The sequence below is a fragment of the Dyella sp. genome (assembly GCF_035508675.1).
In the GTDB taxonomy this organism is placed as follows: domain Bacteria; phylum Pseudomonadota; class Gammaproteobacteria; order Xanthomonadales; family Rhodanobacteraceae; genus Dyella_B.
The window spans coordinates 1-21,598 of the sequence record NZ_DATJMN010000220.1 but is presented as its reverse complement, the minus strand read 5'-3'; the positions used below and the strand labels follow the sequence as shown (position 1 = coordinate 21,598).

Sequence of the window (21,598 nt, the reverse complement as noted above, 5' to 3'; positions counted from 1 at the left end):
TGCAGGCATCGCCCCCACCCTTTGCCGCCGCATGGACCATCGATATCGCATCAGCAAGCGCACGATCACCGTCAGCGCGATCGCCCTGGCGCTGGCAGGCGTCTCCTACTGGGCTCTTCGCAGCGGCATGTTCGTGCGCTGGTTCGGCCATGCGCCATCCTCCACGCTGGTGCTCTCCGGCAACATCGAAGCGCACGAAAGCGTGCTCAGCTTCAAGAGCGTGCAATCGCGCATCGTGGCGCTGCCGTTCGACGAAGGGCAATGGGTGAAGAAAGGCACCCTGATCGCACGTGTGGACGACTCGGACTATCGCCAGCAAGTCGCGATCGCCCAGGCCAATGTCGTTTCGCAGGAGCGCGCCCTGGCCGCTGCCGGCAGCAACCTGGCCGCCGCGCAAAAAGTGCTTGGCGCCGACGAGGCGGACCTCCGCTACAAAACGCTCAATGACTCGCGCATGCAGCAGCTTTCCGTCAAAGGCTATGTGTCGCTGGACAGCCGTGACCTGGCCGACGCCGCCGTCCGCGAGTCACACGCTGCCTTGCAACGCGATCGCGCGCTGGAAAAAGCCGCGGAAGGCAACCTGCAGCTGGCCGCCGCCAATGTCGCTGATGCCAAGGAAGCCTTGAAGCTCGCGCAGATCACCGAAAGCTACACCACGCTGGTGGCGCCCATCGACGGCGTGATCCTGGTGCGGCAGGCGGAACTGGGCGAGGTCGTCATACCGGGTACGCCGGTGGTGACCATTGCCGACCTGGATCACGTCTGGTTGCGCGCTTACATCAACGAGCCGGATGTAGGGCGCGTGCGCTTCGGGCAAGCCGCCGATGTCACCACCGACAACTTTCCCGGGCGGGTTTATCCGGGCCGCGTATCGTTCATCAGCGAGCAGGCGGAGTTCACGCCCAAGAGCGTGGAAACCCATGCCGAGCGCGTCACCCTGGTGTATCGCACGCGCATCGACATCGCAAATCCGAAGCATGAGCTGGTGCCGGGCATGCCGGCGGACGTCAGCTTTCATTTCTCGCCGTGAACGCACACGACATCACCGTGGCGGTGTCGAACTTGACCAAGCGGTTCGGTCCGCTCACCGCGGTCGACAAGCTCGGTCTTGAGGTGAAGCGCGGCGAGATTTTCGGTTTGGTCGGGCCCGACGGCGCCGGCAAGACGACGACGCTGCGCATGCTTGCCGCGGTCATGGCGCCGGACGAGGGCAGCGTGAACGTCGATGGCATCGACGTAGTGGCGCAACCGGAGCAGGTGCGCGAACGCATCAGCTACATGCCGCAGCGCTTTGGCTTGTACGAAGACCTCACCGTCGACGAAAACATCCGCTTCTACGCCGACTTGTTCGCGGTGCCGCGCAAGCTGCGCGAAGAACGCGCGGCGCGCCTGCTGGCGGCGTCGTCCATGGAACATTTCCGCAAGCGCCTGGCCGGCCAGCTGTCCGGCGGCATGAAACAAAAACTGGGCCTGGCCTGTTCGCTGGTGCATGCGCCAAGCATCGTGCTGCTGGACGAGCCCACCACCGGCGTGGACCCGCTTTCCCGTCGCGAGTTCTGGCAGATTCTCTACGGCTTGCGCGCCGAAGGCGTGACCTTGTTGATTTCCACCGCCTATCTCGACGAAGCGGAACGTTGCGACCGGCTGGCCCTGCTGCACGGCGGTCGCATGCTGTATTGCGATACGCCGGTCGCCTTGCGCGCCCGCATGCCGGGCGCCTTGGCCGAGTTCGTCACCTCCACGCCGCGGCCGTTGCGCGATGCGCTGCAAGGCCATGCCGGCGTGGTGAGCGTGCTGTTGATCGGCAACGGCGTGCACGTGCATATGGACCAGGCCGAGCGCCTTGCCGAGCTGGAAGGCCATTTGCACAACAGCGGCGTGCCTTATGACGACGCGCGCATCGTGGCGCCGTCGATCGAGGACCTGTTCGTCGCGCTGCTGGGCGACGCAGGCGCGAAGCCATGAGCGCCATGCCGACGGCACCGGCCATCGAGGTGCAGGCGCTATGCAAGCGCTTCGGCGATTTCGACGCCGTGGCCAACGTCAGTTTCGCGGTGGCGAAAGGCGAAATACTCGGCTTCCTCGGCCCCAACGGCGCCGGCAAATCGACAGTGATCCGCATGCTGTGCGGCTTGTTGCGGCCGACGTCGGGGCATATCACGGTCGATGGCATCGACGTCGCGCATGATCCGGAGGCGGTGCGCCAGCACATCGGCTACATGTCACAGAAGTTCTCCCTGTACAACGATCTTTCGGTGCTGGAGAACCTGCAGTTCTTCGGCGGCGTGTACGGCGTGGGGCGCCAGCTGATCGGCGAACGCATCCAGGGCGCCCTGCAGCTGGCCGGTTTGACCGAGCACGCCAATACAACGGTGCAGGACCTGGCCGGCGGCTGGAAGCAGCGTCTCGCCTTGGGGTGCGCGATCCTGCATCGGCCCAAGGTGCTGGTGCTGGACGAACCGACCTCGGGCGTCGATCCGCTTTCCCGGCGCCGGTTCTGGGATCTGATCCACGATCTTTCGGCCGATGGCGTCACCGTGCTCGTCTCCACTCATCACATGGACGAGGCCGAATACTGCAACCGCGTGGCGCTGATCAACCGCGGCAGCATCGTCGCCCTGGACACCCCGGAAAACATCCGTCATCGCGCACTGGATGGCGAGCTGGTGCAGATCTGCGGCACGCCGCTGGGGCAACTGCTGGAGGCGCTTGCTGCCTATGCGCCGGCACGCGACGTGGCGGTGTTCGGCAGCGTGGTGCATGCCTTGCTGACCCATGCCGATGAAGAGAGCCAGCCGCTGGCGACCTACCTGACGGGGCATGGGATCGGCGAGGTGTCCGTGGCACGCATCGAGCCGACGCTGGAAGACGCTTTCGTGCGGATGATCGGCATGCAGGCGCACAACACGGGAGCGGCCGCATGAAACTTCGCCGCATCCGCGCCCTGGCCGTGAAGGAGTTGCTGCAGGTCATGCGTGACCCGCGCAGCCTGATGCTGGCGCTGGCCATGCCGATCATGCAGCTGTTCCTGCTTGGTTATGGCGTGAACCTGGATATCTCCCACGTGCCGGTCTGCGTGTACGACCAGGAAGGCAGCCAGTTCAGCCAGAGCCTGTTCAAGCATGTGCAGGCGTCGCCGTATTTCCGGATCGTGCGCGATCTGCACAACGATCGTGAGATCAGGCAAGTGATGGACGACGGCACCTGCCGCATGGCGCTGGTGGTGCCGGCGGATTTTTCGCGGCAAATCATGCTTGAAAGGCATGCTTCGGTGCAGGCCATCGTGGATGCCACCGACGACAACACGGCCACGCTGGCGACGGCCTACGCCGATGCGGTGGTCGCCGGCTTCTCCAGCGACGTGCAGCTCAACCTGGTCGAACGCACCACCGGCATGCCGCTGTTGCCGGCGCCGGTGGCCGAGCAATCGCGCGTCTGGTTCAACGAAGACCTGGAAAGCCGCAACTTCATCATTCCGGGCGTGGTGGCGCTGGTGCTGGCGCTGGTCGGCGCGCAGCTCACGTCGCTGACGATCGCGCGCGAGTGGGAGCGCGGCACGATGGAGTTGCTGATCTCCACGCCGGTGACGCCGATGGAGCTGCTGTTCGGCAAGCTGCTGCCGTATTTCTTCATCGGCATGGTGGATGCGCTCATTTGCTTGGTCGTTGCGGTGTTCTGGTTCGGCGTACCGTTCCGCGGTGAACTCAGTGCGCTGCTGTTCACCACCTCGTTGTTCCTGGTAGTGGTGCTGAGCGTGGGCTATTTCGTTTCGGTGGCGATTCCCAACCAGATCGGCGCCAGCCAGATCGCGCTGTTCCTCACCATCATGCCGATCTCGCTGCTTTCCGGTTATGCCTTTCCGATCGACCAGATGCCCGCGGCGATACGGCTGATCACCTACGGCATTTATGCGCGCTATTACGTCACGATCCTGAAATCGCTGTTCCTCAAGGGATCGAGCCTGTACGAGCTATGGCTGCCGGTGCTGGCGCTGACCGGTTACGCGGTGGCGATGGCGTGGCTGGCCGCGCGCGCCTTCCACAAGCGTATCGGGTGACGGCCATGCTCGAGCGTATCTGGCACATTCTGATCAAGGAGTTTCTCGAAATCCGCCGTGACCGTTGGGCGCGTTTCCGCTTGCTGGTGCCGCCCCTGGTGCAGGTGCTGGTGTTCGGTTACGCGGCCACGTTCGAGGTGTTCGGCGTGTCCACCGCGGTGCTGGATCTGGATCATTCGCAGGAGAGCAGGGCGCTGATCGCGGAGTTCGCCAACAATCCGCACTTCAGCATCGTGCGCACGGCGGCGTCCCAGCGCGAAGCGGAGGCTGCCATCGACGACAGCAGCGCCGCGGTGGCGATCATCGTGCATGCCGGCTATGCCAGGTTGCTGCGCAAAGGCCAGCCGGCGCCGGTGCAGGTGCTGGTGGACGGTACCAATTCCAACTCCGCGCTGATCGCCCTGGGCTACGTCGGCGCGATCGTCAACACGTATTCGCAGGGGTATCAAAACGACCTGATCGGGCGCATCGATCCCGGGCTCACGCCCACCCTGGTGCACGTCACATTGGACGATCGTCCCTGGTACAACACCAGCCTCAACAGCCGCTGGTTTTTCGTGCCCGGCGTGATCGCCACCATCACGCTGATCATGGTGGTCAACCTCACCGCTTTCGCCATCGTGCGGGAACGCGAAATGGGCACGCTGGAGCAATTGATGGTCACGCCGATCCGGCCGTTCGAGCTGATTGTCGGCAAGACCATTCCCTTTTTCTTTATCGGCTTGGGACTGGTTGCGGTCATCACCTTGGTCGGCACGGTATGGTTCCAGGTGCCGTTTCGCGGCAACTTGCTGGTGTTGCTGCTGGGCACCTCGCTCTATCTGCTCAGCACGCTTTCGCTGGGGCTGATGATTTCCACCGTGTGCAAGACCCAGCAGCAAGCGTTCGCGACCAATTTCTTCCTGGTGAATCCGCTGTTCATTCTGTCCGGTTTCAGCTTTCCCATCTCCAGCATGCCGGCGTTCCTGCAGTGGCTGACGTATGCCAATCCGGTGCGCTATTTCATCATCATTATTCGTTCGGTGTTCTTGAAAGGCGTGGGCGTTACGGTGCTTGCGCCGCAGTTACTGGCGTTGGCGGTGATCGGGACAGTGCTGATGGGCGTGGCGACGCTTCGCTTCCACAAGTCGCTGGATTAGCGAGGTCTGATGGAATCGTAGGCTGGGATGAAATCCCCGCACCCGGCGCCCCACAAATGCTGGGATTTCATCCGAGCCTACAGACTATCTGCGTCACGCTTGCCCAAGCAGGATGATTTCGACCTCCTCGGTAATCGCTTCCTGCCGCGCACGCCGCCTTTTACGATCCAGCTTGTCGACCTGTTCGTGCAAGCGGTCGAGCGCCGCACTCATCTGGTCAAGTCGGCGGCGGTTTTCCGCCAGCAGGGATGCCAACAGGATCGCATTGAGCGAAGCGAGCACATAATGCTCGAGCAGCATGTCGTGCAGTTGCGGCGGATCGAGCTGCAGGATCGGCTTGCTGCGCCAGCATTGCTTGGGAGGCGCCACCGGCACGGGCAGAATGCGCGTGTGGCGCACGGCGCCATCGTCGGCGTGATGGATGGCCACCAGGCCGGTGCGGATGTCATGGTCCTGTTGGTTGAAACGGCGCATCGCCGATGCGATCTGCAACATGACGCCTGGGATATCCTCGATCACGGCCGCACCGGGTATCGCGTCATAGGCGAGGCCTTGCTCATCCAATCGCAGGCATAACCGGCTCCCCACTGCCAGGCGCGCGGACGGGGCGTTCGCGTTCAACGACAAGGCGATGCGTTCGTCGAAATCCCCGCACAGTCCTCGCTCCGAACCGATCATGACGAGTACGTCGCGTTGCGGTACGACAGCGGGCCGCGCTTCGGGATAGTGCGCAACGAGATTGTCGATCGCAACGCGCATGGCGCCGACCGTTTCCTGCTGTCGCGCAACGCCTTCGGCCAGCCGTCGTACTTCGATGAAGGCAAGGCTGCGCATGGCCGACATGATCGAACCGATATCGTCGAGCGCCTGGATATGACGCCCCAGTTCACGCCACCGGGCCATGGCCTTGCTCCAGCCAGCGATGCACCCGCTCGCGCCATGCCTCGGGCGGGTCGCCGACGTTTACGGTTTCCTGCAGGCAATGCTCGCGCAGGCCTTGCATGGCGGCATCCATCGCGCTGGGCGCGATGTGTTCGAGCAAGCCTTCGTTATAGGCCACCAGCCAGGCCATCTGCGCCGCGGCAGGCCACGGCTGGAAGCGTGCCTGCCGCAATGCCTGGCGCAGCGCGCGTCCGCGCCGGATGCGTTCTTCCACGCCGGCTTCGAGTTTGGCGCCGAACCGCGTGAATACCTCCAGCTCCAGGAATTGCAGATAGTCCAGCTTGATGCGGCCGGCCTGGTCGCGAATGTTTGCATGCTGGGCCTTGCCGCCAATGCGCGACACCGAGCGCGCCACGTCGATCGCCGGCAGCTGCCCCTGTGCGAACAGGCGCTGGTCGAGAAAGATCTGCCCATCGGTGATCGAAATAAGATTGGTGGGTATGTAGTCGGCGATTTCACCTTGTTCGGTTTCCACCAGGGGCAGGGCGGTCATGCTGCCGCCGCCTTCCTGCGCGGACAGGGCGGTGGCGCGTTCCAGCAGGCGTGCATGCAGATAGAAGATGTCGCCCGGATACGCTTCGCGGCCCGGCGGACGGCGCAGCAATAACGATAGTTCGCGATAGGCCTTGGCGTGCGTGCTCAGGTCGTCGTAAATGACGAGCGTGTCGTGGCCGGCTTCCATCCACGTCTCGGCCACGGTGCAGCCGGCGAACGGCGCCAGGTATTTCATGCCGGGCAGTGCGTTCGCATTGGCCACGATCACCGTGCAATAAGCCAGCGCGCCATGCTCGCGCAGTACGGCCACCGTGGCAGCCACGTCGGAACGCTTCTGGCCGATCAGTACATAGACACAACGCACGCCTTCGCCCTGCTGGCGCAGCACGGTATCCAGCGCTAGCGCGCTTTTGCCCGTGCCGTTGTCGCCGATGATCAGCTGGCGTTGCCCGCGCCCGATCGGAATCAGCGTGTCGACGATCTTGTTGCCGGTGTACAGCGGGCGCTGCACAAAGGCGCGGCGCATCAGCGGTGGCGACATGCCGTCGATGGTGCGCAAGCTGTCGGCGCGCGGCGCGTCGCCGCCATCCAGCGGACGGCCCAGCGGGTCCAGCACGCGGCCAAGCCAGTCGTCGCTGATGCCGATCTGCAACTGCCGCCCACTGAGCGTGGCGCGCGCGCCGGCATGCAGGCGCGCATCGGCATCGAGCAGGATCACGCCGATGCGTTCCGGCGCCAGGTGATAGATCAAGGCTTCGGCACCGCCTTCCAGTACCACGATGTCTTCCAATCCCGCAGAGGGCAGGCCGGTGATCCACGCCACGCCATCGCCGACCGACACCAGCGTGCCGCATTCATGCATGCGCATACCGAAGCGGTAGTCGGCCAGCCAGTGTTCGCGCCGGTCCAGCGCCAGCTGTGCATCAGCCATGGCCGTCGGCCTCGGCAAAGGCGCGCAGCTCGCCAGCCAGGCTGGCGTCGAGTTCCCAGGCGCCGATACTGATGCGCACGCCGCAGACGAGTGTCGCATCCTCGCTGTATTGCACCGCGTGCGGTGCGGCGATGGCGGTCAAGGCTGCGCCAATGCGCGCCTGCTCCTCTGTAGTGAGCGGGAAGCCGCTGCGGACCACGGCGGCATCGGCGCTGCCCAGCGCCGTGCGCAACGCAGCAATACGTTCCGGCGGCCACGCGGCGAGCTGCTTCAGCGCCACCTCCAGCATGCGTTGCTGCAAGGCCGGTGTAGCCAGTTCGTGCAGCATGCGTGACGCAAATTGCGCCGCCTGTGCCGCCGCACGCGCCTGCACGGCTTTTTCATAGGCGGCTTGCTCGTGCTGGCGCAGCGTTTCTTGGCGCTGGCGTTCCGCTGCCATGTCCGCCTGCAAGGCTTGCAGCCGTTGCTGCCGCTCTGCTTCCAGCTCGTTGCCAAGCTGCTGGCGTCGTTGCGCCAGCTCGGTTTGCCATTGGGTGTTGCGCGCCTGGTAGTCCGCCTGCAGCGTGTTCGTTTCGTCGCGTGCACGCTGGGCGTCATCCAGCGTTTTCTGTACGGCGTGCTGGCGCTGCTCGATCATCGACAGCACCGGCCGATACAGAAAGTGCCGCAACAGCCACACCAGCACCAGGAAGTTGATGATTTCCAGGATGAAGGTGGACCAGTCGAAGCTCATGGCGGCAGGCCTACTTCAGCAGATAGGCCAGCAAGGGATTGCGGAACAGCACGATCAGCACGATCACCAGCACGTAGATGGCCAGCGATTCGACCATCGCCAGGCCGATGAACAAGGCGCGCAAGATCGATTTCTCCGCCTCCGGCTGGCGCGCCAGCGCATCCAGTGCGCGGCTGATCGCGCGCCCCATGGCCAGCGCGGGAAACATCACACCCAGGGCGATCGCCAACAAGGCGCCCAAGGTGGAAAACAATGCGAATACGCTCATGTCTTTCATGATGGAGAGCCTCCGTCGGCGTGCGCTTCCAGGCCGCCCGCGATATAGACCAACGCCAGCACGCCGAAGATGTAGGCCTGCACCAGCGCCTCCACCACGTGCAGCATCAACAAGGGAACCGGCACCAGCAGGCCGGCGACCAGCAGCACCAGCAGGGCCGCCATCTCCAGGCTCATGATGTTGCCGAACAGGCGCACCGCCAGCGCCAGCGTGCGCGAGATTTCGCTGATGACGTTGAACGGCAGCAGGATCGGGTTGGGCTGCACATAGTGCTTCAGATATGGCAGCCAACCGGATGCGCGAATGCCGAACCAGTGCGTGGCCAGGAACACCAGGATCGCCAGGCCGCTGGTCACCGACAGTTGCCCGGTCGGCGAATGCAGCCCCGGAACCAACCCGGCCAGGTTGGCGAACACCAGGTAGATCCACAGGCTGCCGACGAACGGCAGCAGGCTCGGCGATTTGCCGGGCGCGATGTCTTCGATGGCCTGCTGCATGGTCAGCACCACGCCTTCCAAGGCGCTTTGCCAGCGATCCGGCGACTGCTTCAGGTGGCGCGTGCCGAGCCAACAGACCAGCACGATGACGGCCATGATGCCCCAGGTCATCACCACCGTACTGGTGACCAGCAAGGCGCCGATGCGGAAGATGACCAGGCTCGGTTCCATCAGCGCCGCTCCCGCACCATCAGGTACACGTTCAGCGCACCGACCGCGATGCCGATGACGATGCCGCTGAGCGTGCCTTGCACCGAATAGCCGGGCAGCTTTTCGTCGATCCACAGCCCGATGTAGGTGCACGCCACCACCGGCAGCATGAACACCAGGCCGAGCGTGCCCAGGTACAGCGATTGGCCGATCAGGCCCTGCCGCTCGCGCTGTGCGCGAAGCGTGCGGCGCACCTCGCGCAGGATCGAGCGGTGCCAGTGCCGGTCGGTCGGCGTGATCATCGTGCCGACTCCCGCTGCAGTTGCCACAGCCGGCGCAGCATCTCGCGCTCGAGCTGGCGCAGTTGTTCGTGCAACTGGCCCAGCGCCGTCTCTTCCACCATCAGGCGCGTGCTCAGCGCATCGCTCACCGTATGCAGGTCGTCGCTGCGCAGGTAGTCGCGGGTCGCCAAGGTCAGGGCATGCTCGGCGAAGTACAGCACGCCGCCCGGTTGCGCCAGATAGTCCCAGTGCTCGTCCGCGTAGCGCAGGCGCGACAAGCCTGGCACCAGCGCGGTGATAAAGCATTCGTGGTTCGCGCGAAGGGCGAACTGGCCGCTGGGATCTTCGCCCACGAACGCCGCCACGCCGGTGATGCGTTCGCTGGCGCGCGGGCTCAGCACGTGGACGTCGAAGGTGTTCATGCGCCATCTCCCGCCAGGCGTCCGCGCATGTAGCACTGCGCTTCGGGAAGCTCGTCGTAGCGTCCTGCCAGCAGCGCTTCGCAATCGGCCAGGGTCTGCTCCAACGTCACGCTCACGCCGGGCATGCCGGTGCTGGCGCTGACCACTGCGAAAGGCTGCGACATGTAGCGCTGCAGGCGGCGCGCGCGCAACACCAGCTTGCGATCCGCCGCGGACAGGGCTTCGATGCCCAGCATGGCGATCACGTCTTCCAGTTCCTTGTAGCGGGCGAGATGCTCGCGCACCTGCGTGGCCACCTGGTAATGGCGTGCACCGACGATCGCCGGATCGAGCAGGCGGCTGCGCGAGGCCAGCGGATCGACCGCCGGGTAGATGCCCAGCGCCGCCTGCTCGCGCGAAAGAATCACGCTGGTGTCCAGGTGCGCCAGGATGGCGATCACGGCCGGATCGGTCATGTCGTCCGCCGGCACGTAGACCGCCTGCACCGAGGTGATGTTGCCGCTTTGGGTGGAGCAGATGCGTTCTTCCAGCTCGGCGATTTCCGAGAGCAGGGTGGGCTGGTAGCCGACCGTGGCCGGCATGCGCCCCAGCAGGCCGGACACTTCGCTGCCCGCTTGCGCAAAGCGGAAGGCGTTGTCCATCAGAAACAGCACGTCGCTGCCCAAGGTATCGCGCAGGTATTCGGCATAGGTGATGCCGGTAAGGCCGACGCGGAAACGCACGCCGGGCACTTCATCCATCTGGCCGAATACCATCAAGGTGTGCGGCATCACGCCGGCATCGCGCATGTCATGCCACAGCTCATGCCCTTCGCGGATGCGCTCGCCGACACCGCAAAACACATTGGCGCCGCGGTGCAGTTGCACGATGGCGTGCATGAATTCCATGATCAGCACGGTCTTGCCGACGCCGGCGCCGCCGAACAAGCCGGTCTTGCCACCGCGCGCAAACGGACACAGCAGATCGATCACCTTGATGCCCGTTTCCAGAATGCCGCTGAGCGGGCGGGTTTCGCTGAGTGGCACCGGGCGGCCGGTGATCGGTTCAAAGCGCTCGGCCGCAACGGGTGCGCCGCCATCCAGCGGCTGGCCGAACACGTCGAGCAGCCGCCCCAGCACGCTTGGCGCTACCGGAACGCTCACCGGCGCCTGCGTATCGAACACCGGCTGTCCGCGGCGCATGCCGGCGGTGCGGCCAAGCGCGAGTGTCCTGGCGCGCTGCGCATCCAGTTCCTGCTGCACTTCCAGTTGGACGGACGTGCCGCCGAGCGAGGTATGCAAGGCTTGGCGCAACAGCGGCGGGCGTATGCAATGAATGTCGACCACCGAACCTTGCACGGATTCGACGTGGCCGATGCAGGTGCTTGGGGTGTCGGCAGTCATGGCGAGCTGCTTGGTTCAAGCAGTCCGCAAGCTGGGATGGCATCCCAGCCTGCGCGCCTGTTCCGGCCTTGTTTCCGGTTCGCGCCGCGGGGCGTCAAGCGGCTGATCGACGAACTCGGCCATCGCATCCATCAGCATCGCCGCACCGGCCGCGAAGCTGCGGATTCGCCAGGCGGTGCCGGCATCGGCCACGGCCACTTCGATATGGCAAATGGCGGGCTGGCCGGCATCAGGCAGCGGCATCGCCTCCACCTGCGCCACGCCGTCCATGTCGTGAATCATGTTCATCAGCGCCTCGGCGCGTGCCTCGTCGCCGACGATGCGGATTTTCAGGATCTGCGCTGAGCTCATCGGTATGCCACGGTTGATGGGATGCCGTTCCATTGGGCATGCGACGGCGGCGGTGCGTATTGATCGATGTCAACTTCTCCAGGAGCGGGGTAGGTGGGGATGACATCCCCGCATTCTTGGGCTCGCCGGGTGCCGGCATTTCATCCTGCTCATGCGACGTCGCAGCCAACCATCGCGCAGTTGATTTCGATCACTACCGCATGCGTGGAAAGGCTTAGCGTAAACGCACCCCAGTTTGCGACGGCTGATGCCGGAGGGCGCCATGTCCGAATCGACTGCCCATGTCATGCACGTGGAAGACCTGTTCGAGCCCATCCAGCTCGGTCCCTACCTGCTCGCCAATCGCATCGTGATGGCACCGCTCACGCGCAGCCGGGCGACGGAAGAGGGCGTGCCGACGCCGTTGATGACCGAGTACTACACCCAGCGTGCATCGGCAGGGCTGATCATTACCGAGGGCGTGAACATCTCGGCCCAGGGACGCGGCTATATGCGCACGCCGGGCCTTTACGACAATGCGCAAACCGCGGCATGGCGGCCCATCGTCGATGCGGTGCATGCACGTGGCGGACGCATCTATCCGCAGCTGTGGCACGTGGGGCGCATTTCGCACCCGGCACTGCAACCCCATGCCGCGCTGCCGGTAGCACCTTCGGCGATCCGTCCGAACGTGCGCGTGTATGCCCATGACGGTTTCAGGCACTGCGTGAAACCGCGCGCGCTGACGACCGGCGAGATCTATGTCATCGTGGAGCAATATCGGCAAGCGGCACGGCGCGCATTGCAGGCTGGTTTTGACGGCGTGGAAATCCATGCGGCGAACGGTTACCTGATCGAGCAGTTCCTACGCGACAGCACCAATGAGCGCGAGGACAACTTCGGCGGCTCCGTCGAAAATCGTGCGCACTTTCTGCTCGAAGTGGTGGATGCCGTGACCAGCGTCATGGGCGCTTCACGCGTCGGTGTGCGGCTCTCGCCGCTGGGCTTTGCCAATGATTGTTCGCTGGACAGCGATCCGGAGAGCCTTTACGGCTACGTCGTGGAAAAGCTCAACGCCTTTCGTGTGAGCTATATCCATGTCATCGAAGGCACGCCGCAAGGACCGCGGGACGTGTTCGGCGGTTTCGACCTGCAGTTGCTGCGGCGCATGTTCAAGGGCCGCTACATCGCCAACAACGGCTACGACCTAGGGATGGCCCAGGATGCGTGCCGCCGTCACCGCGCGGATATGGTCTCGTTCGGCCGCGCCTACATCGCCAATCCCGATCTGGTGGAACGCTTCAAGCGCAGCGCGCCCTTGAATACGCCCGATCACAGCACGTTCTTCGGCGGCGGCGCCAAGGGCTACACCGATTATCCTTGTCTTTCCGCGAAGGTTGGGACGGCATCGTAGGCTGGGATTGCATCGCAGCCTACGCCGGCAGTTCGGTATCAATAGCGTAGATACCGCTCCCGCAGCGGCGCAAAGCCAGCATCCTGCCCAGCTTGGATCATCTCCAGTTGGTCGAGCGTCGCACCCTCATCCAGCGCCTGCCACAGCGCCGCCGACCCCACCGAATCACGCGTTGCCGCCAGGTTGAACGTTCCCGGATAAAGCGCGTGCAGGGTCGACAACAGCGCGAGCCCCACGCGTGCGACAGGGCGATTGGCCTTTGCAGCCAGCCGGATGCTCACGCCATGGCAAAGCTGACCGTGCCAGGTCGATTCGGTCGGGACAAAATCGATCGCATCGAAGTGCGCGCCAAGGTCGAGCGCGTTCAATGCGTTGGCCCATTTTGTTGCATCGATCCACGGTGCACCGACCCACTCGAACGGATGCGGCGTGCCGCGTCCCACGCTCACATTCGCGCCTTCAAGCAAGGCGACATCCGGATACAGGTCGAGCTGCGCAGGCGTTCGCAAGTTGGGCGAGAGCGGCACCCAGCCTAAACCGGTATCTGCCATGTGCATCGAACGCGCATAACCCTGCATGGGGATGACGCGCAGATCCGCACCTAGATGCTTTTCCCGATTGAACAGATCGGCCAATTCACCCACCGTCATGCCCGGTTGCAACGGCAGCGGGAAATAGCCGGTAAACGACTCGCGTCCGCGATCGAGCACCGGGCCGCCGAATCGATCCGCACCGAGCGGGTCCGGCCGGTCCAGCACAAACAAGGGAACATGGTATGCCGCGGCGGCTTCTAGCGCATAGCCGAGTGTCGTCTCGTAGGTGAAGAAGCGCACGCCGGCATCCTGGATATCGAACACCAGCGCGTCAAGGCCATCGAGCGAGCGGGCAGGGAAGTGCTGGTTGGTGCCGTACAGGCTGTGCACGACAAGGCCGGTGGCCGCATCGCGCGTGTCGCCGACCGGCGCATCGACGTCGGTATTCAATCCATGCTCCGGGGAAAACAACGCCGCAAGTGTCACGCCCGGAGCCCGCGCGAGCATGTCGACGGTTCGCCTGCCTTGTGTATCGAAACCGCTGCGGTTCGTAACCAGGCCGACGCGCATGCCGGCCAGCGGCGCGAACTGCTGCGCTTCCAGCACGTCGATGCCGGTTCGTACCGGGCCGGTCGAAGTCGGCAAGCGCGATACATCCCGCAGTGTCGGCAATGTCCATGGCAAGCGGCGGCCCATGTCGCCCGTGGTCATCGGCGCCGTGCGGCTGGCCAGTAGCGCGAGCACTTGCGCGCGTAATGGGCGCGCATCGCCGCTGTCGTCCGGATGCACGCGATTGGTGAGGATGACCACGAATTGCCGCGTCGCCAGATCGATCCACAAACCCGTACCGGTGTAGCCGGTATGGCCGATGGCGCCGATGGGCGGCAAGCGGTCCTGATTGGCGACGAACGGTGGGGCCAGCTCCCAGCCGATGCCGCGCCACGGGGTATCCGCAAGCGGCGAAGCCACGGATGCCAGCGCCCTGATGCTTGCCGGCCGCAAGATGCGTTGGCGGCCTGCGTGTCCATCGTTAAGCACCATCTGCGCAAAGCGGGCAAGATCGGCGGCGGTGGAAAACAGCCCGGCATGGCCGGAAACCCCGCCCATCCGGCTTGCGGTGGGATCGTGGACGCGTCCGCGCCGCATGCCGCTGGCATCCGCGGTGGTCGGTGCACTGAGTGCGGCCAATCGGGCGTTGGGCAGGAAGGTTGTGTCCTGCATGGCGAGCGGTTTGAAGATATGCGCACGGCAGTAGGCATCCAGCGATTGGTGCGTCAGGCGTTGCACCAGTTCGCCCAGCACGATGAAGTTGAGGTCGCTGTAGATGACCTTGGCTCCCGGCGGACTGAGCAGCGGTTCCGCCGCGATCGCGCGCAGCACGGCTTGCTGGCCCGGTTCACGCGGAAGGGCGCGCAAGTCCGGTCGCAGACCTGATGTGTGCGCGAGCAACTGGCGCACCGTGACCGTCCGCTTGCCGTTGGCGGCAAAGGCCGGCCAATAATAGGCAACGGGCGCATCCAGGCGAAGGCGGCCGGATTCAACCACTTGCATGATCGCGGTGGTCGTCGCGATCACCTTGGTGAGCGAGGCGAGATCGAATTCGGTATCCAAGGTCATCGGCTCGGCTGCCGGCACGATGGCGCGCTGCCCGAAGGCTTGGCGATAGTAGACCTGCTCGGCATCGCCGATCAGGATGACGGCGCCCGGGATACGGTGGGCAGCGATCTGGCCGCTGACGATCTGCTGGAGTTGCTGTTCTGCGGCCGGATCGAGATCGGCGGCCATGACCGGCGAGGCGGCCGTTGCAAGCGCGATCAAGCCGATCGGCAGCCAGCGCCGGAACGGCCCGATCAATGGCGGGGCAGGTCGTTGGCGTCGTACTGGTTGCGCGGATTCCATAACATCCATCCATCGGTGCCGGCGGCATCGGCGGCATCGGTTTGCGCGCGGATCGCCGTGGCGTCGAATACGCGGCGGTCGAACGCATAATCGCGAAACGCTTGCAGCCATGGACGAAAGCGCACGCCCGCAAGCCCGGTTCGCCGTATCGCTGCGGCCAGCGAGCGCGCGACGATCTGTCCCGGTTCGGCGACCGGATTGGCCACGCCAGGCAAGCTCCAGGTAAAGCCGGACGGATACAGCATCGGCGAAATATAGTCGAGCGCTGCGCCAAGCTGCTCGATCTGCTGGCCGATCGCCGTGTCATTGGTGTTCCAGCAGACATAGCCGAAAATATCGGCCGCGACGAACACGTTGTACGGCGCAAGCCTTGCGCGCGCCGCTTGCAGAAAACCGGTGATCGCCGCCGTACGGTTGTCGCGCGTGTTCGGCAGCGCAAAGCGCAGACCGGCCTGGTCGGGAAAGCGCACGTAGTCGAACTGGATTTCGTCGAAGCCCATGCGCGCCGCCTCTTCGGCTACATCGAGATTGTGCTGCCAGACCTCGCGCGAAAACGGGTCCATCCACTGCAGCCCCTCGCGATCCCGCCATGGCTTGCCTTGCGCATTGTGCACGCTCCATTCGGGATGCGCTTCGGCCAGCGGTTCGTCCTTGAACACCACGATGCGCGCGATCAGATACAGATGCAGCGCGTGCAGTTGGGCGATCAGGCCAGGAAAATCCTGGATATACGGCGCACGCGCGCTTACCTTGGCGGCGGCGCCGATCGCCTCGCGTGCAGCGCTGCGATAGGGCGTGAGCCCCCGATCGCCTTTGGCATCGATGACGAGCGCATTGATCGCGGTGTTCTTGGCCAGGCCGATGGCTTGCCCGCGCAGGCTGCTGCTGGCGATGCCATACACCGACAGATAAACCGCCGTGGGGCGGAACGGCGCCAGCGTGAGCGTGATCGGCTCGTCGCCGGACACCTTCATGCTGGTGCGCAGATAGCCGGGCGCACGCGCGGCGATATCGGTTACCGCCTGGTCGATCGCGAACTGCCCATGCTCGTCGGTAAGGATGACGCCGGCCGATGTCGTGACGATGGCGCCGGCGATCGGTTGCTGCGTGGCCTGGTCGATCACGACGCCGCTCACCGCCAGGGCGGCCGGGCTTGCCAGCAGCGCAACGGCAGCAAATATTGCCAGCAAGGCGTGCAGCGTGGGCCGGTTGGAACCGCTCATGGCGCCTTCCTCGTCGTGGTTTCGCCAAGGAGGTGGGCGAGCGCATTCGGTCCATAGGCATCCACCATCAAAAAGCGCGGCAACGCCAGCAACGGCGCATGCCGCTCGGCTGGGCGAGCCTGCAGCGTAAAGGCTGCCACGTAGCCCTGCTGGCTGGCCAGCACCATCAGTTCGTCGTCGACGATGCCGAATGGCCACGCAAGCATGTCCACGTGCGCGCCGGTTTCGGACTCGATGCGGCGGCGCGAGGCGTCCAGTTGCCAGCGCACGAACTGCAGGTAGTCCGCCGCGCTGCGGTGCTTGCGCTCGGTGTTGAAATTGGGGTGCCAATAAGTATGCGACTGGATATCGAACCATCCGGTCTGCTTGAGCGCGCGAAGTTGATCCCAGGTGAGCGCGTACGACGCGTTGGAGATGGCTGATGGATAAATGAACAGCGTGACCGGAAAACGGTCGCGCAGCACGATCGGCAACAATTTCTCGAACACCGAGCGATGGCCGTCGTCGACCGTAATGACTACCGGTTTTGCCGGCAACACGGCGTTCGGGTTGCGCAGCCATTCGACCGCCGCACGCAGTGGTACGATGTGATAGCCGTGCTCCTGCAGGAAACGTAGTTGGGTTTCGAACGTGCTGACGCGCACCGTCATCGAATCGTTCACGCTATCGGCAAAGCGGTGATACACCAGGATGGGAACCCCCGCTTCACTTGCCGGTGCGGTGCCCAGCCACGCCAGACCGCACAGGAAGGCCAGCATCGTGCCGATGATTCGCCGTCGGATTTTTTTGTACATGCTGACCTCGGCACGTTCCATGTGTGCTTTATCGTGCGTGGGTTGCCGGGCCGTACATGTGATTTAGATCAATTGCGGTCGTGGGTGGGATGAAATCCCGGCTTTGGTGGCGTGGCTCATGCTGGGATTTCATCCTGCCTACGGTTCCTTGATTTGCCGGGGTGACGAATCTTCATTCCGTCTTCAACGGCATGACGACCTGCGCTGAAGTAGCATCCACTTGACGCGGAATATATTTCCATTATTCTGGAAATATGGAATCAAACACCGCCCTCGACTGTTTCAACGCGCTCGCGCATGAGAGCCGCCTCACGCTTTTCCGCCTGCTGGTGGAGGCGGGCGACGAAGGCATGTCGGTGGGTGAGTTGGCCGAAGCCACCGGCATGGCCGGCGCCACGCTCAGCAATCACCTCAACATCCTGCGTCGCGCCGACATGGTGCTGGATGAGCGGCGCGGCCGGGTGATCCTGTGCCGCGCCAACTACGCACAAATGAACGCACTCATTGGATTTCTTACCGAGAACTGCTGTGCCGGTTCGTCCAGCGCAGCCTGTAAACCCGCATCCGCCTGCAAACCTGTTCGGAGAAAGTGATGAAACGCTTCCACGTTCACGTCAATGTCGAACATCTCGACGACAGCATCCGCTTCTACACGACTTTGTTCGGCGCCACGCCCTCGGTGGTGAAGCCTGATTACGCGAAATGGATGCTGGACGATCCGCGCGTGAATTTCGCCATCTCTCAGCGCGGCCGTCCGGCCGGTATCGATCATCTGGGCGTGCAGGCCGACGATGAAACGGAATTGACCACTATCGGCGAACGCCTGCTCGCCGCCGATGCGGTGGCATTGGCGGAGCAGGGCACGACGTGCTGCTACGCACGCTCCGACAAATTCTGGGCCGAAGACCCGCAAGGCGTGCGCTGGGAAACCTTCCACACCCTGGGCGAAGCCACCACCTACACCCATGCGCCTGCGCAAGCCGATGCATCGGCGGGCACATGTTGCGGTCCTGCCGTTTCATCGTCCAAGAAAACCTGCGGCCCGGATGCGGTGGGGGCGTGCTGCTGATGGATAACCATACCTACAACGTGCTCTTTCTCTGCACCGGCAATTCCGCGCGCAGCATCATCGCCGAGGCATTGCTCAATGTCATGGGCAAAGGCCGGTTTCACGCCTATAGCGCCGGTAGTTTCCCGAGCGGCAAGGTGCAGCCGATCGCGGCCGAGATGGCGAAGGCGATCGGCTATGACGAACCGCTGCGCAGCAAAAGCTGGGATGAGTTCGCGGGTGCAAGCGCACCGAAGATGGATTTCATCATCACCGTTTGCGATAACGCAGCCGGCGAAGTGTGTCCCGTATGGCCCGGTCAACCGGTGACTGCGCATTGGGGCGTGCCCGATCCTGCTGCGGTCACCGAATCCGAAGAAGCGCGCAGGCAAGCTTTCAAGGCCGCATGGGCGATGCTGCGTCAACGCGTGGAGCTGCTGCTCGCGCTGCCGGTCGACAAACTCGATCGCATGTCGCTGCAGCACGAACTGGGCGCGATCGGCCAGCAGGAACACTGAGCCGATGGTGGGATGAAACCCCAGCCTACGAATGTTGCGCGTATGTGAAGAATGCGTGTGCATGGCGATGGTCCGCGGGGAAAGGGCACATGTCTTGCCCTTCCGGTGCATAATCCCGCCGCTGTTTCCCATCAACCACGCTATGGGGAGAACCACGATGAAAACGCTTGCCAAGATTACGCTTGCCAAAGTCCTGGTACCGATGCTCGGCGCGCTTGTCTTGAGTGGCGCCGCGCTTGCGCAAGACACCATGCCGAGCAGTTCCAGCTCCAGCATGGGTTCGATGATGGGTGGCATGCACGGCGGCAAGTCCGGCATGAAGGCGATGCATCACATGATGGGCATGCATGCCATGCCTGCTACGGTGACGTCGGTCGACAAGAGCACCGGCATCATCGAGGTCGAGTCCGAAGGCATGAACCTGAAGGTGCATTTCCCGCCGTCATCCGAAGCTAATTTGAAAGCGGGCGACAAGATCACCTTGCACATGGGCTTCAGCGAACCGTGACAGCCGCCTGCACTGGGCATGCAGAACTATCGCGATGAGTTCGTAGGCTGGTGCTGCCAATCTATGCAAGCTCCCTGCGGAGGCGTGCCATCTTGCCACGCCCCCACCTAAGGATGCTCTGATTTAATCCACCGCAGGCCGCAGCGGCCCTGTGAGTCCGCATAGCTTCGGTCCATCGTCTCGACAGACCGCCAGTCTGCCTTCGCCGATGGCCCTGTGCTCTGCGAACACACAGAACCTCTGCGGCCTACGCTGAATTAACCAGAGCATCCCCAGTTCGGGACATTGGGGCTTGCACATACCCGCAGGCATTGCTGGCTGGGAACGAGCCGCCGAACGGCGCCTGATCGGGCGTCCGGTCGCCCATATTGCGACGGGGCTCCGCTACGACCCCAAGACTTACCCACGCTTCCACTGTCGCGTAACGACAGCAGCATTAGGACTAAGGATTGAAGAATGATTGCTGCCGACAGCATGCAAATTTGGGGCGCCCTAACAGGCGCCTTGGCATGAATCCCATACACACGGACTGGAGGGTTTCAAGTGTTCAATTATTACAAGGTAGGCGCTTTAGTGCTGGCACTTGCTGCCGTGGGTGCAGCCCATGCGACACAGTCTTTGAAGGTCACCATCGCGGAGCCAAAAGATTCAACTGCAAAAGAAACTGGCGTGGTTGTATTTGCGCTAACAAACGATGGTGATGAGCCGGTAGATATCTTGAAGCCATTGACTCCCTTTGCTCAGATGCCAACTGGTCGCCTTCCTGGAGCTATCTTTTCTGTCAAAGATAGTCGAGGGCATCGAGTTCCTTATAGGGGTGATTCTGGCAAATATTTGAATTTCACAAAGGATGACTTCATCCATTTGCTTCCAGGGCAATCGGTTCGCAAGACCGTTGACTTGTCCAAAGATTACGAATTATCAAGCGGGCCGTACACGATTAGTTACGACCAGGATTATTCAATGAAACGTCCTGAGCAGGGGAGGATAGTGAGGGACACCCTGGATGCCACTAATTCCACACCCCGCAAACACAGCATAAGCAACACTTTGCAGATATGGGTCAATGGAAGCTTGCTTCAAGCAAAAAAACTTCAAGCGAAACAAAAGCCAACCGCTGGTTTGTCGCCAGCATTGATGATTTCTCCACTAACGGTACCAGTATCTAGTTGCCCTTCGGACACAGGCCAAGCTGCGCAATCGGCAGTGGCGCTCACAAATGCGCAAAACAATGCGGACGATGCATGGTCTACTTGGGAGAACGACCATTTTTTGGCCGATAGCAACGGTTCAACATTTAGCCCCGATACGCTTTTTACATAACGGTTAGCGGCATTAACAACGGCTTCCATCTCGTTTGCGATCCATGTCAGGGGACGTAAGTCGGCTTTGCCACGCTTGCAACCGGTGTTTGTTCACCTGGCATGTCGGGATTTCATTGCCGCCTACACGCCGATCAAAAGCCAGGCCATCGAAGCGATCACGCACCACGCCACGACCGATAGCGCGGACCAGCGTGCTGCGACCAGCAACGTAAAAGCCACCATTGCGATGGCGAAATCCTTGCTGTCGTGCACCGCGCTGATCCACACGGGGTTATAGAGTGCAGCGGCCAGCAGCCCCACCACCGCCGCATTCACGCCGGCCAGCATGCGCGCCGCCTGGTCACGGGAAGCCAATGTGCGCCAGAACGGCAACGCACCCGATACCAGCAGCAGGCCGGGCAAAAAGATCGCCAGCAGGCTGATCGTTGCACCCGGCACGCCACCGTGACCGCCCTGGGATTGTTCGCCAAGAAACGCTGCCAGGGTAAACATCGGGCCGGGTACGGCTTGCGCTGCACCGTAGCCGGCGAGGAACGTATCCTCGCCTACCCAACCGGGTGCGACGACGGCCTGCTTGAGCAAGGGCAGCACGACATGACCGCCGCCAAACACCAGGGCGCCGGTGCGATAGAACGCAGCGGCGATTTGCCCCAACGGCGGCAAACTGGGCGCAAGCGTTAAGGCGAGCAAGAGCAGCGCA

Annotated in this window: 24 protein-coding genes; 11 read left to right on the top strand and 13 right to left on the bottom strand. The window is 63.2% G+C overall.

The window, feature by feature from the left end; translation table 11 throughout:
* Positions 1 to 31: 31 nt before the first annotated feature.
* The 5 genes from VMA74_RS11635 to VMA74_RS11615 are packed head-to-tail and all read left to right on the top strand — an operon-like array spanning position 32 to position 5,196.
* Complete coding sequence (locus VMA74_RS11635; protein ID WP_325367104.1) at positions 32 to 1,030, top strand: HlyD family secretion protein; 999 nt, start codon at positions 32 to 34, stop codon at positions 1,028 to 1,030.
* A complete protein-coding gene (locus tag VMA74_RS11630; protein ID WP_325367102.1) occupies positions 1,027 to 1,965 on the top strand; it encodes an ABC transporter ATP-binding protein in 939 nt (312 codons plus the stop codon). The genes VMA74_RS11635 and VMA74_RS11630 overlap by 4 nt, the downstream gene beginning before the upstream one ends.
* The gene (locus tag VMA74_RS11625) at positions 1,962 to 2,924 is read left to right on the top strand and encodes an ABC transporter ATP-binding protein (RefSeq protein WP_325367101.1); all 963 of its coding nucleotides are present in this window, start codon (positions 1,962 to 1,964) and stop codon (positions 2,922 to 2,924) included. The genes VMA74_RS11630 and VMA74_RS11625 overlap by 4 nt, the downstream gene beginning before the upstream one ends.
* Positions 2,921 to 4,057: an ABC transporter permease gene (locus tag VMA74_RS11620; protein WP_325367099.1), complete on the top strand. Its 1,137-nt coding sequence runs from the start codon at positions 2,921 to 2,923 to the stop codon at positions 4,055 to 4,057. The genes VMA74_RS11625 and VMA74_RS11620 overlap by 4 nt, the downstream gene beginning before the upstream one ends.
* 5 nt (positions 4,058 to 4,062) lie before the next feature.
* Complete coding sequence (locus VMA74_RS11615; RefSeq protein ID WP_325367097.1) at positions 4,063 to 5,196, top strand: ABC transporter permease; 1,134 nt, start codon at positions 4,063 to 4,065, stop codon at positions 5,194 to 5,196.
* Positions 5,197 to 5,289: 93 nt separating this feature from the next.
* Here the strand turns inward: VMA74_RS11615 and VMA74_RS11610 are convergent, their stop codons facing one another.
* From VMA74_RS11610 to VMA74_RS11570, 9 genes are read right to left on the bottom strand one after another with little or no spacing between them, the layout of a single operon-like run.
* Positions 5,290 to 6,099, bottom strand: coding sequence for a F0F1 ATP synthase subunit gamma (locus VMA74_RS11610; RefSeq protein ID WP_325367096.1), 810 nt, complete (start codon positions 6,097 to 6,099; stop codon positions 5,290 to 5,292).
* Entirely contained in the window at positions 6,083 to 7,564 is a 1,482-nt protein-coding gene (locus VMA74_RS11605) for a F0F1 ATP synthase subunit alpha (protein WP_325367095.1), read from the bottom strand. Before VMA74_RS11605 ends, VMA74_RS11610 begins: the two co-directional genes overlap by 17 nt.
* On the bottom strand, positions 7,557 to 8,297 hold the full coding sequence (locus tag VMA74_RS11600) for a F0F1 ATP synthase subunit delta (RefSeq protein WP_325367093.1): 741 nt from the start codon (positions 8,295 to 8,297) through the stop codon (positions 7,557 to 7,559). The genes VMA74_RS11605 and VMA74_RS11600 overlap by 8 nt, the downstream gene beginning before the upstream one ends.
* 10 nt (positions 8,298 to 8,307) lie before the next feature.
* Entirely contained in the window at positions 8,308 to 8,574 is a 267-nt protein-coding gene (locus VMA74_RS11595) for an ATP F0F1 synthase subunit C (RefSeq protein WP_325367091.1), read from the bottom strand.
* The gene (locus VMA74_RS11590; protein WP_325367084.1) at positions 8,571 to 9,242 is read right to left on the bottom strand and encodes a F0F1 ATP synthase subunit A; all 672 of its coding nucleotides are present in this window, start codon (positions 9,240 to 9,242) and stop codon (positions 8,571 to 8,573) included. Before VMA74_RS11590 ends, VMA74_RS11595 begins: the two co-directional genes overlap by 4 nt.
* Complete coding sequence (locus VMA74_RS11585; RefSeq protein ID WP_325367083.1) at positions 9,242 to 9,523, bottom strand: AtpZ/AtpI family protein; 282 nt, start codon at positions 9,521 to 9,523, stop codon at positions 9,242 to 9,244. The genes VMA74_RS11590 and VMA74_RS11585 overlap by 1 nt, the downstream gene beginning before the upstream one ends.
* A complete protein-coding gene (locus tag VMA74_RS11580; protein ID WP_325367082.1) occupies positions 9,520 to 9,924 on the bottom strand; it encodes a hypothetical protein in 405 nt (134 codons plus the stop codon). The genes VMA74_RS11585 and VMA74_RS11580 overlap by 4 nt, the downstream gene beginning before the upstream one ends.
* Entirely contained in the window at positions 9,921 to 11,306 is a 1,386-nt protein-coding gene (gene atpD / locus VMA74_RS11575; RefSeq protein ID WP_325367081.1) for a F0F1 ATP synthase subunit beta, read from the bottom strand. Before atpD ends, VMA74_RS11580 begins: the two co-directional genes overlap by 4 nt.
* A gap of 15 nt (positions 11,307 to 11,321) precedes the next feature.
* On the bottom strand, positions 11,322 to 11,657 hold the full coding sequence (locus VMA74_RS11570; RefSeq protein ID WP_325367080.1) for a hypothetical protein: 336 nt from the start codon (positions 11,655 to 11,657) through the stop codon (positions 11,322 to 11,324).
* Positions 11,658 to 11,919: 262 nt separating this feature from the next.
* On the opposite strand from VMA74_RS11570, the gene VMA74_RS11565 reads away from it, so the two are divergent.
* Positions 11,920 to 13,050, top strand: a complete 1,131-nt coding sequence (locus VMA74_RS11565) for an alkene reductase (RefSeq protein WP_325367079.1) — start codon at positions 11,920 to 11,922, stop codon at positions 13,048 to 13,050.
* A gap of 38 nt (positions 13,051 to 13,088) precedes the next feature.
* On the opposite strand, the gene VMA74_RS11560 is transcribed toward VMA74_RS11565, so the two are convergent.
* From VMA74_RS11560 to VMA74_RS11550, 3 genes are read right to left on the bottom strand one after another with little or no spacing between them, the layout of a single operon-like run.
* Positions 13,089 to 15,482: a serine hydrolase gene (locus VMA74_RS11560; protein WP_325367078.1), complete on the bottom strand. Its 2,394-nt coding sequence runs from the start codon at positions 15,480 to 15,482 to the stop codon at positions 13,089 to 13,091.
* Entirely contained in the window at positions 15,434 to 16,705 is a 1,272-nt protein-coding gene (locus tag VMA74_RS11555; protein WP_325367077.1) for a putative glycoside hydrolase, read from the bottom strand. The genes VMA74_RS11560 and VMA74_RS11555 overlap by 49 nt, the downstream gene beginning before the upstream one ends.
* On the bottom strand, positions 16,702 to 17,520 hold the full coding sequence (locus tag VMA74_RS11550) for a polysaccharide deacetylase family protein (protein ID WP_325367076.1): 819 nt from the start codon (positions 17,518 to 17,520) through the stop codon (positions 16,702 to 16,704). Before VMA74_RS11550 ends, VMA74_RS11555 begins: the two co-directional genes overlap by 4 nt.
* 233 nt (positions 17,521 to 17,753) lie before the next feature.
* On the opposite strand from VMA74_RS11550, the gene VMA74_RS11545 reads away from it, so the two are divergent.
* The 5 genes from VMA74_RS11545 (at position 17,754) to VMA74_RS11525 (ending at position 20,896) form a co-directional block, all read left to right on the top strand.
* Positions 17,754 to 18,092 (top strand): metalloregulator ArsR/SmtB family transcription factor, encoded by a 339-nt coding sequence (locus VMA74_RS11545; protein ID WP_325367075.1) that lies wholly within the window; start codon positions 17,754 to 17,756, stop codon positions 18,090 to 18,092.
* A complete protein-coding gene (locus VMA74_RS11540; RefSeq protein ID WP_325367074.1) occupies positions 18,092 to 18,568 on the top strand; it encodes an ArsI/CadI family heavy metal resistance metalloenzyme in 477 nt (158 codons plus the stop codon). Before VMA74_RS11545 ends, VMA74_RS11540 begins: the two co-directional genes overlap by 1 nt.
* Entirely contained in the window at positions 18,568 to 19,065 is a 498-nt protein-coding gene (locus VMA74_RS11535; protein WP_325367073.1) for an arsenate reductase ArsC, read from the top strand. The genes VMA74_RS11540 and VMA74_RS11535 overlap by 1 nt, the downstream gene beginning before the upstream one ends.
* A gap of 157 nt (positions 19,066 to 19,222) precedes the next feature.
* Positions 19,223 to 19,573, top strand: coding sequence for a hypothetical protein (locus VMA74_RS11530; RefSeq protein ID WP_325367072.1), 351 nt, complete (start codon positions 19,223 to 19,225; stop codon positions 19,571 to 19,573).
* A 543-nt stretch (positions 19,574 to 20,116) separates the two neighbouring features.
* On the top strand, positions 20,117 to 20,896 hold the full coding sequence (locus VMA74_RS11525) for a hypothetical protein (protein ID WP_325367071.1): 780 nt from the start codon (positions 20,117 to 20,119) through the stop codon (positions 20,894 to 20,896).
* A gap of 122 nt (positions 20,897 to 21,018) precedes the next feature.
* On the opposite strand, the gene VMA74_RS11520 is transcribed toward VMA74_RS11525, so the two are convergent.
* A partial coding sequence (locus tag VMA74_RS11520; protein WP_325367069.1) for a chromate transporter occupies positions 21,019 to 21,598 on the bottom strand: 580 nt, incomplete at its 5' end.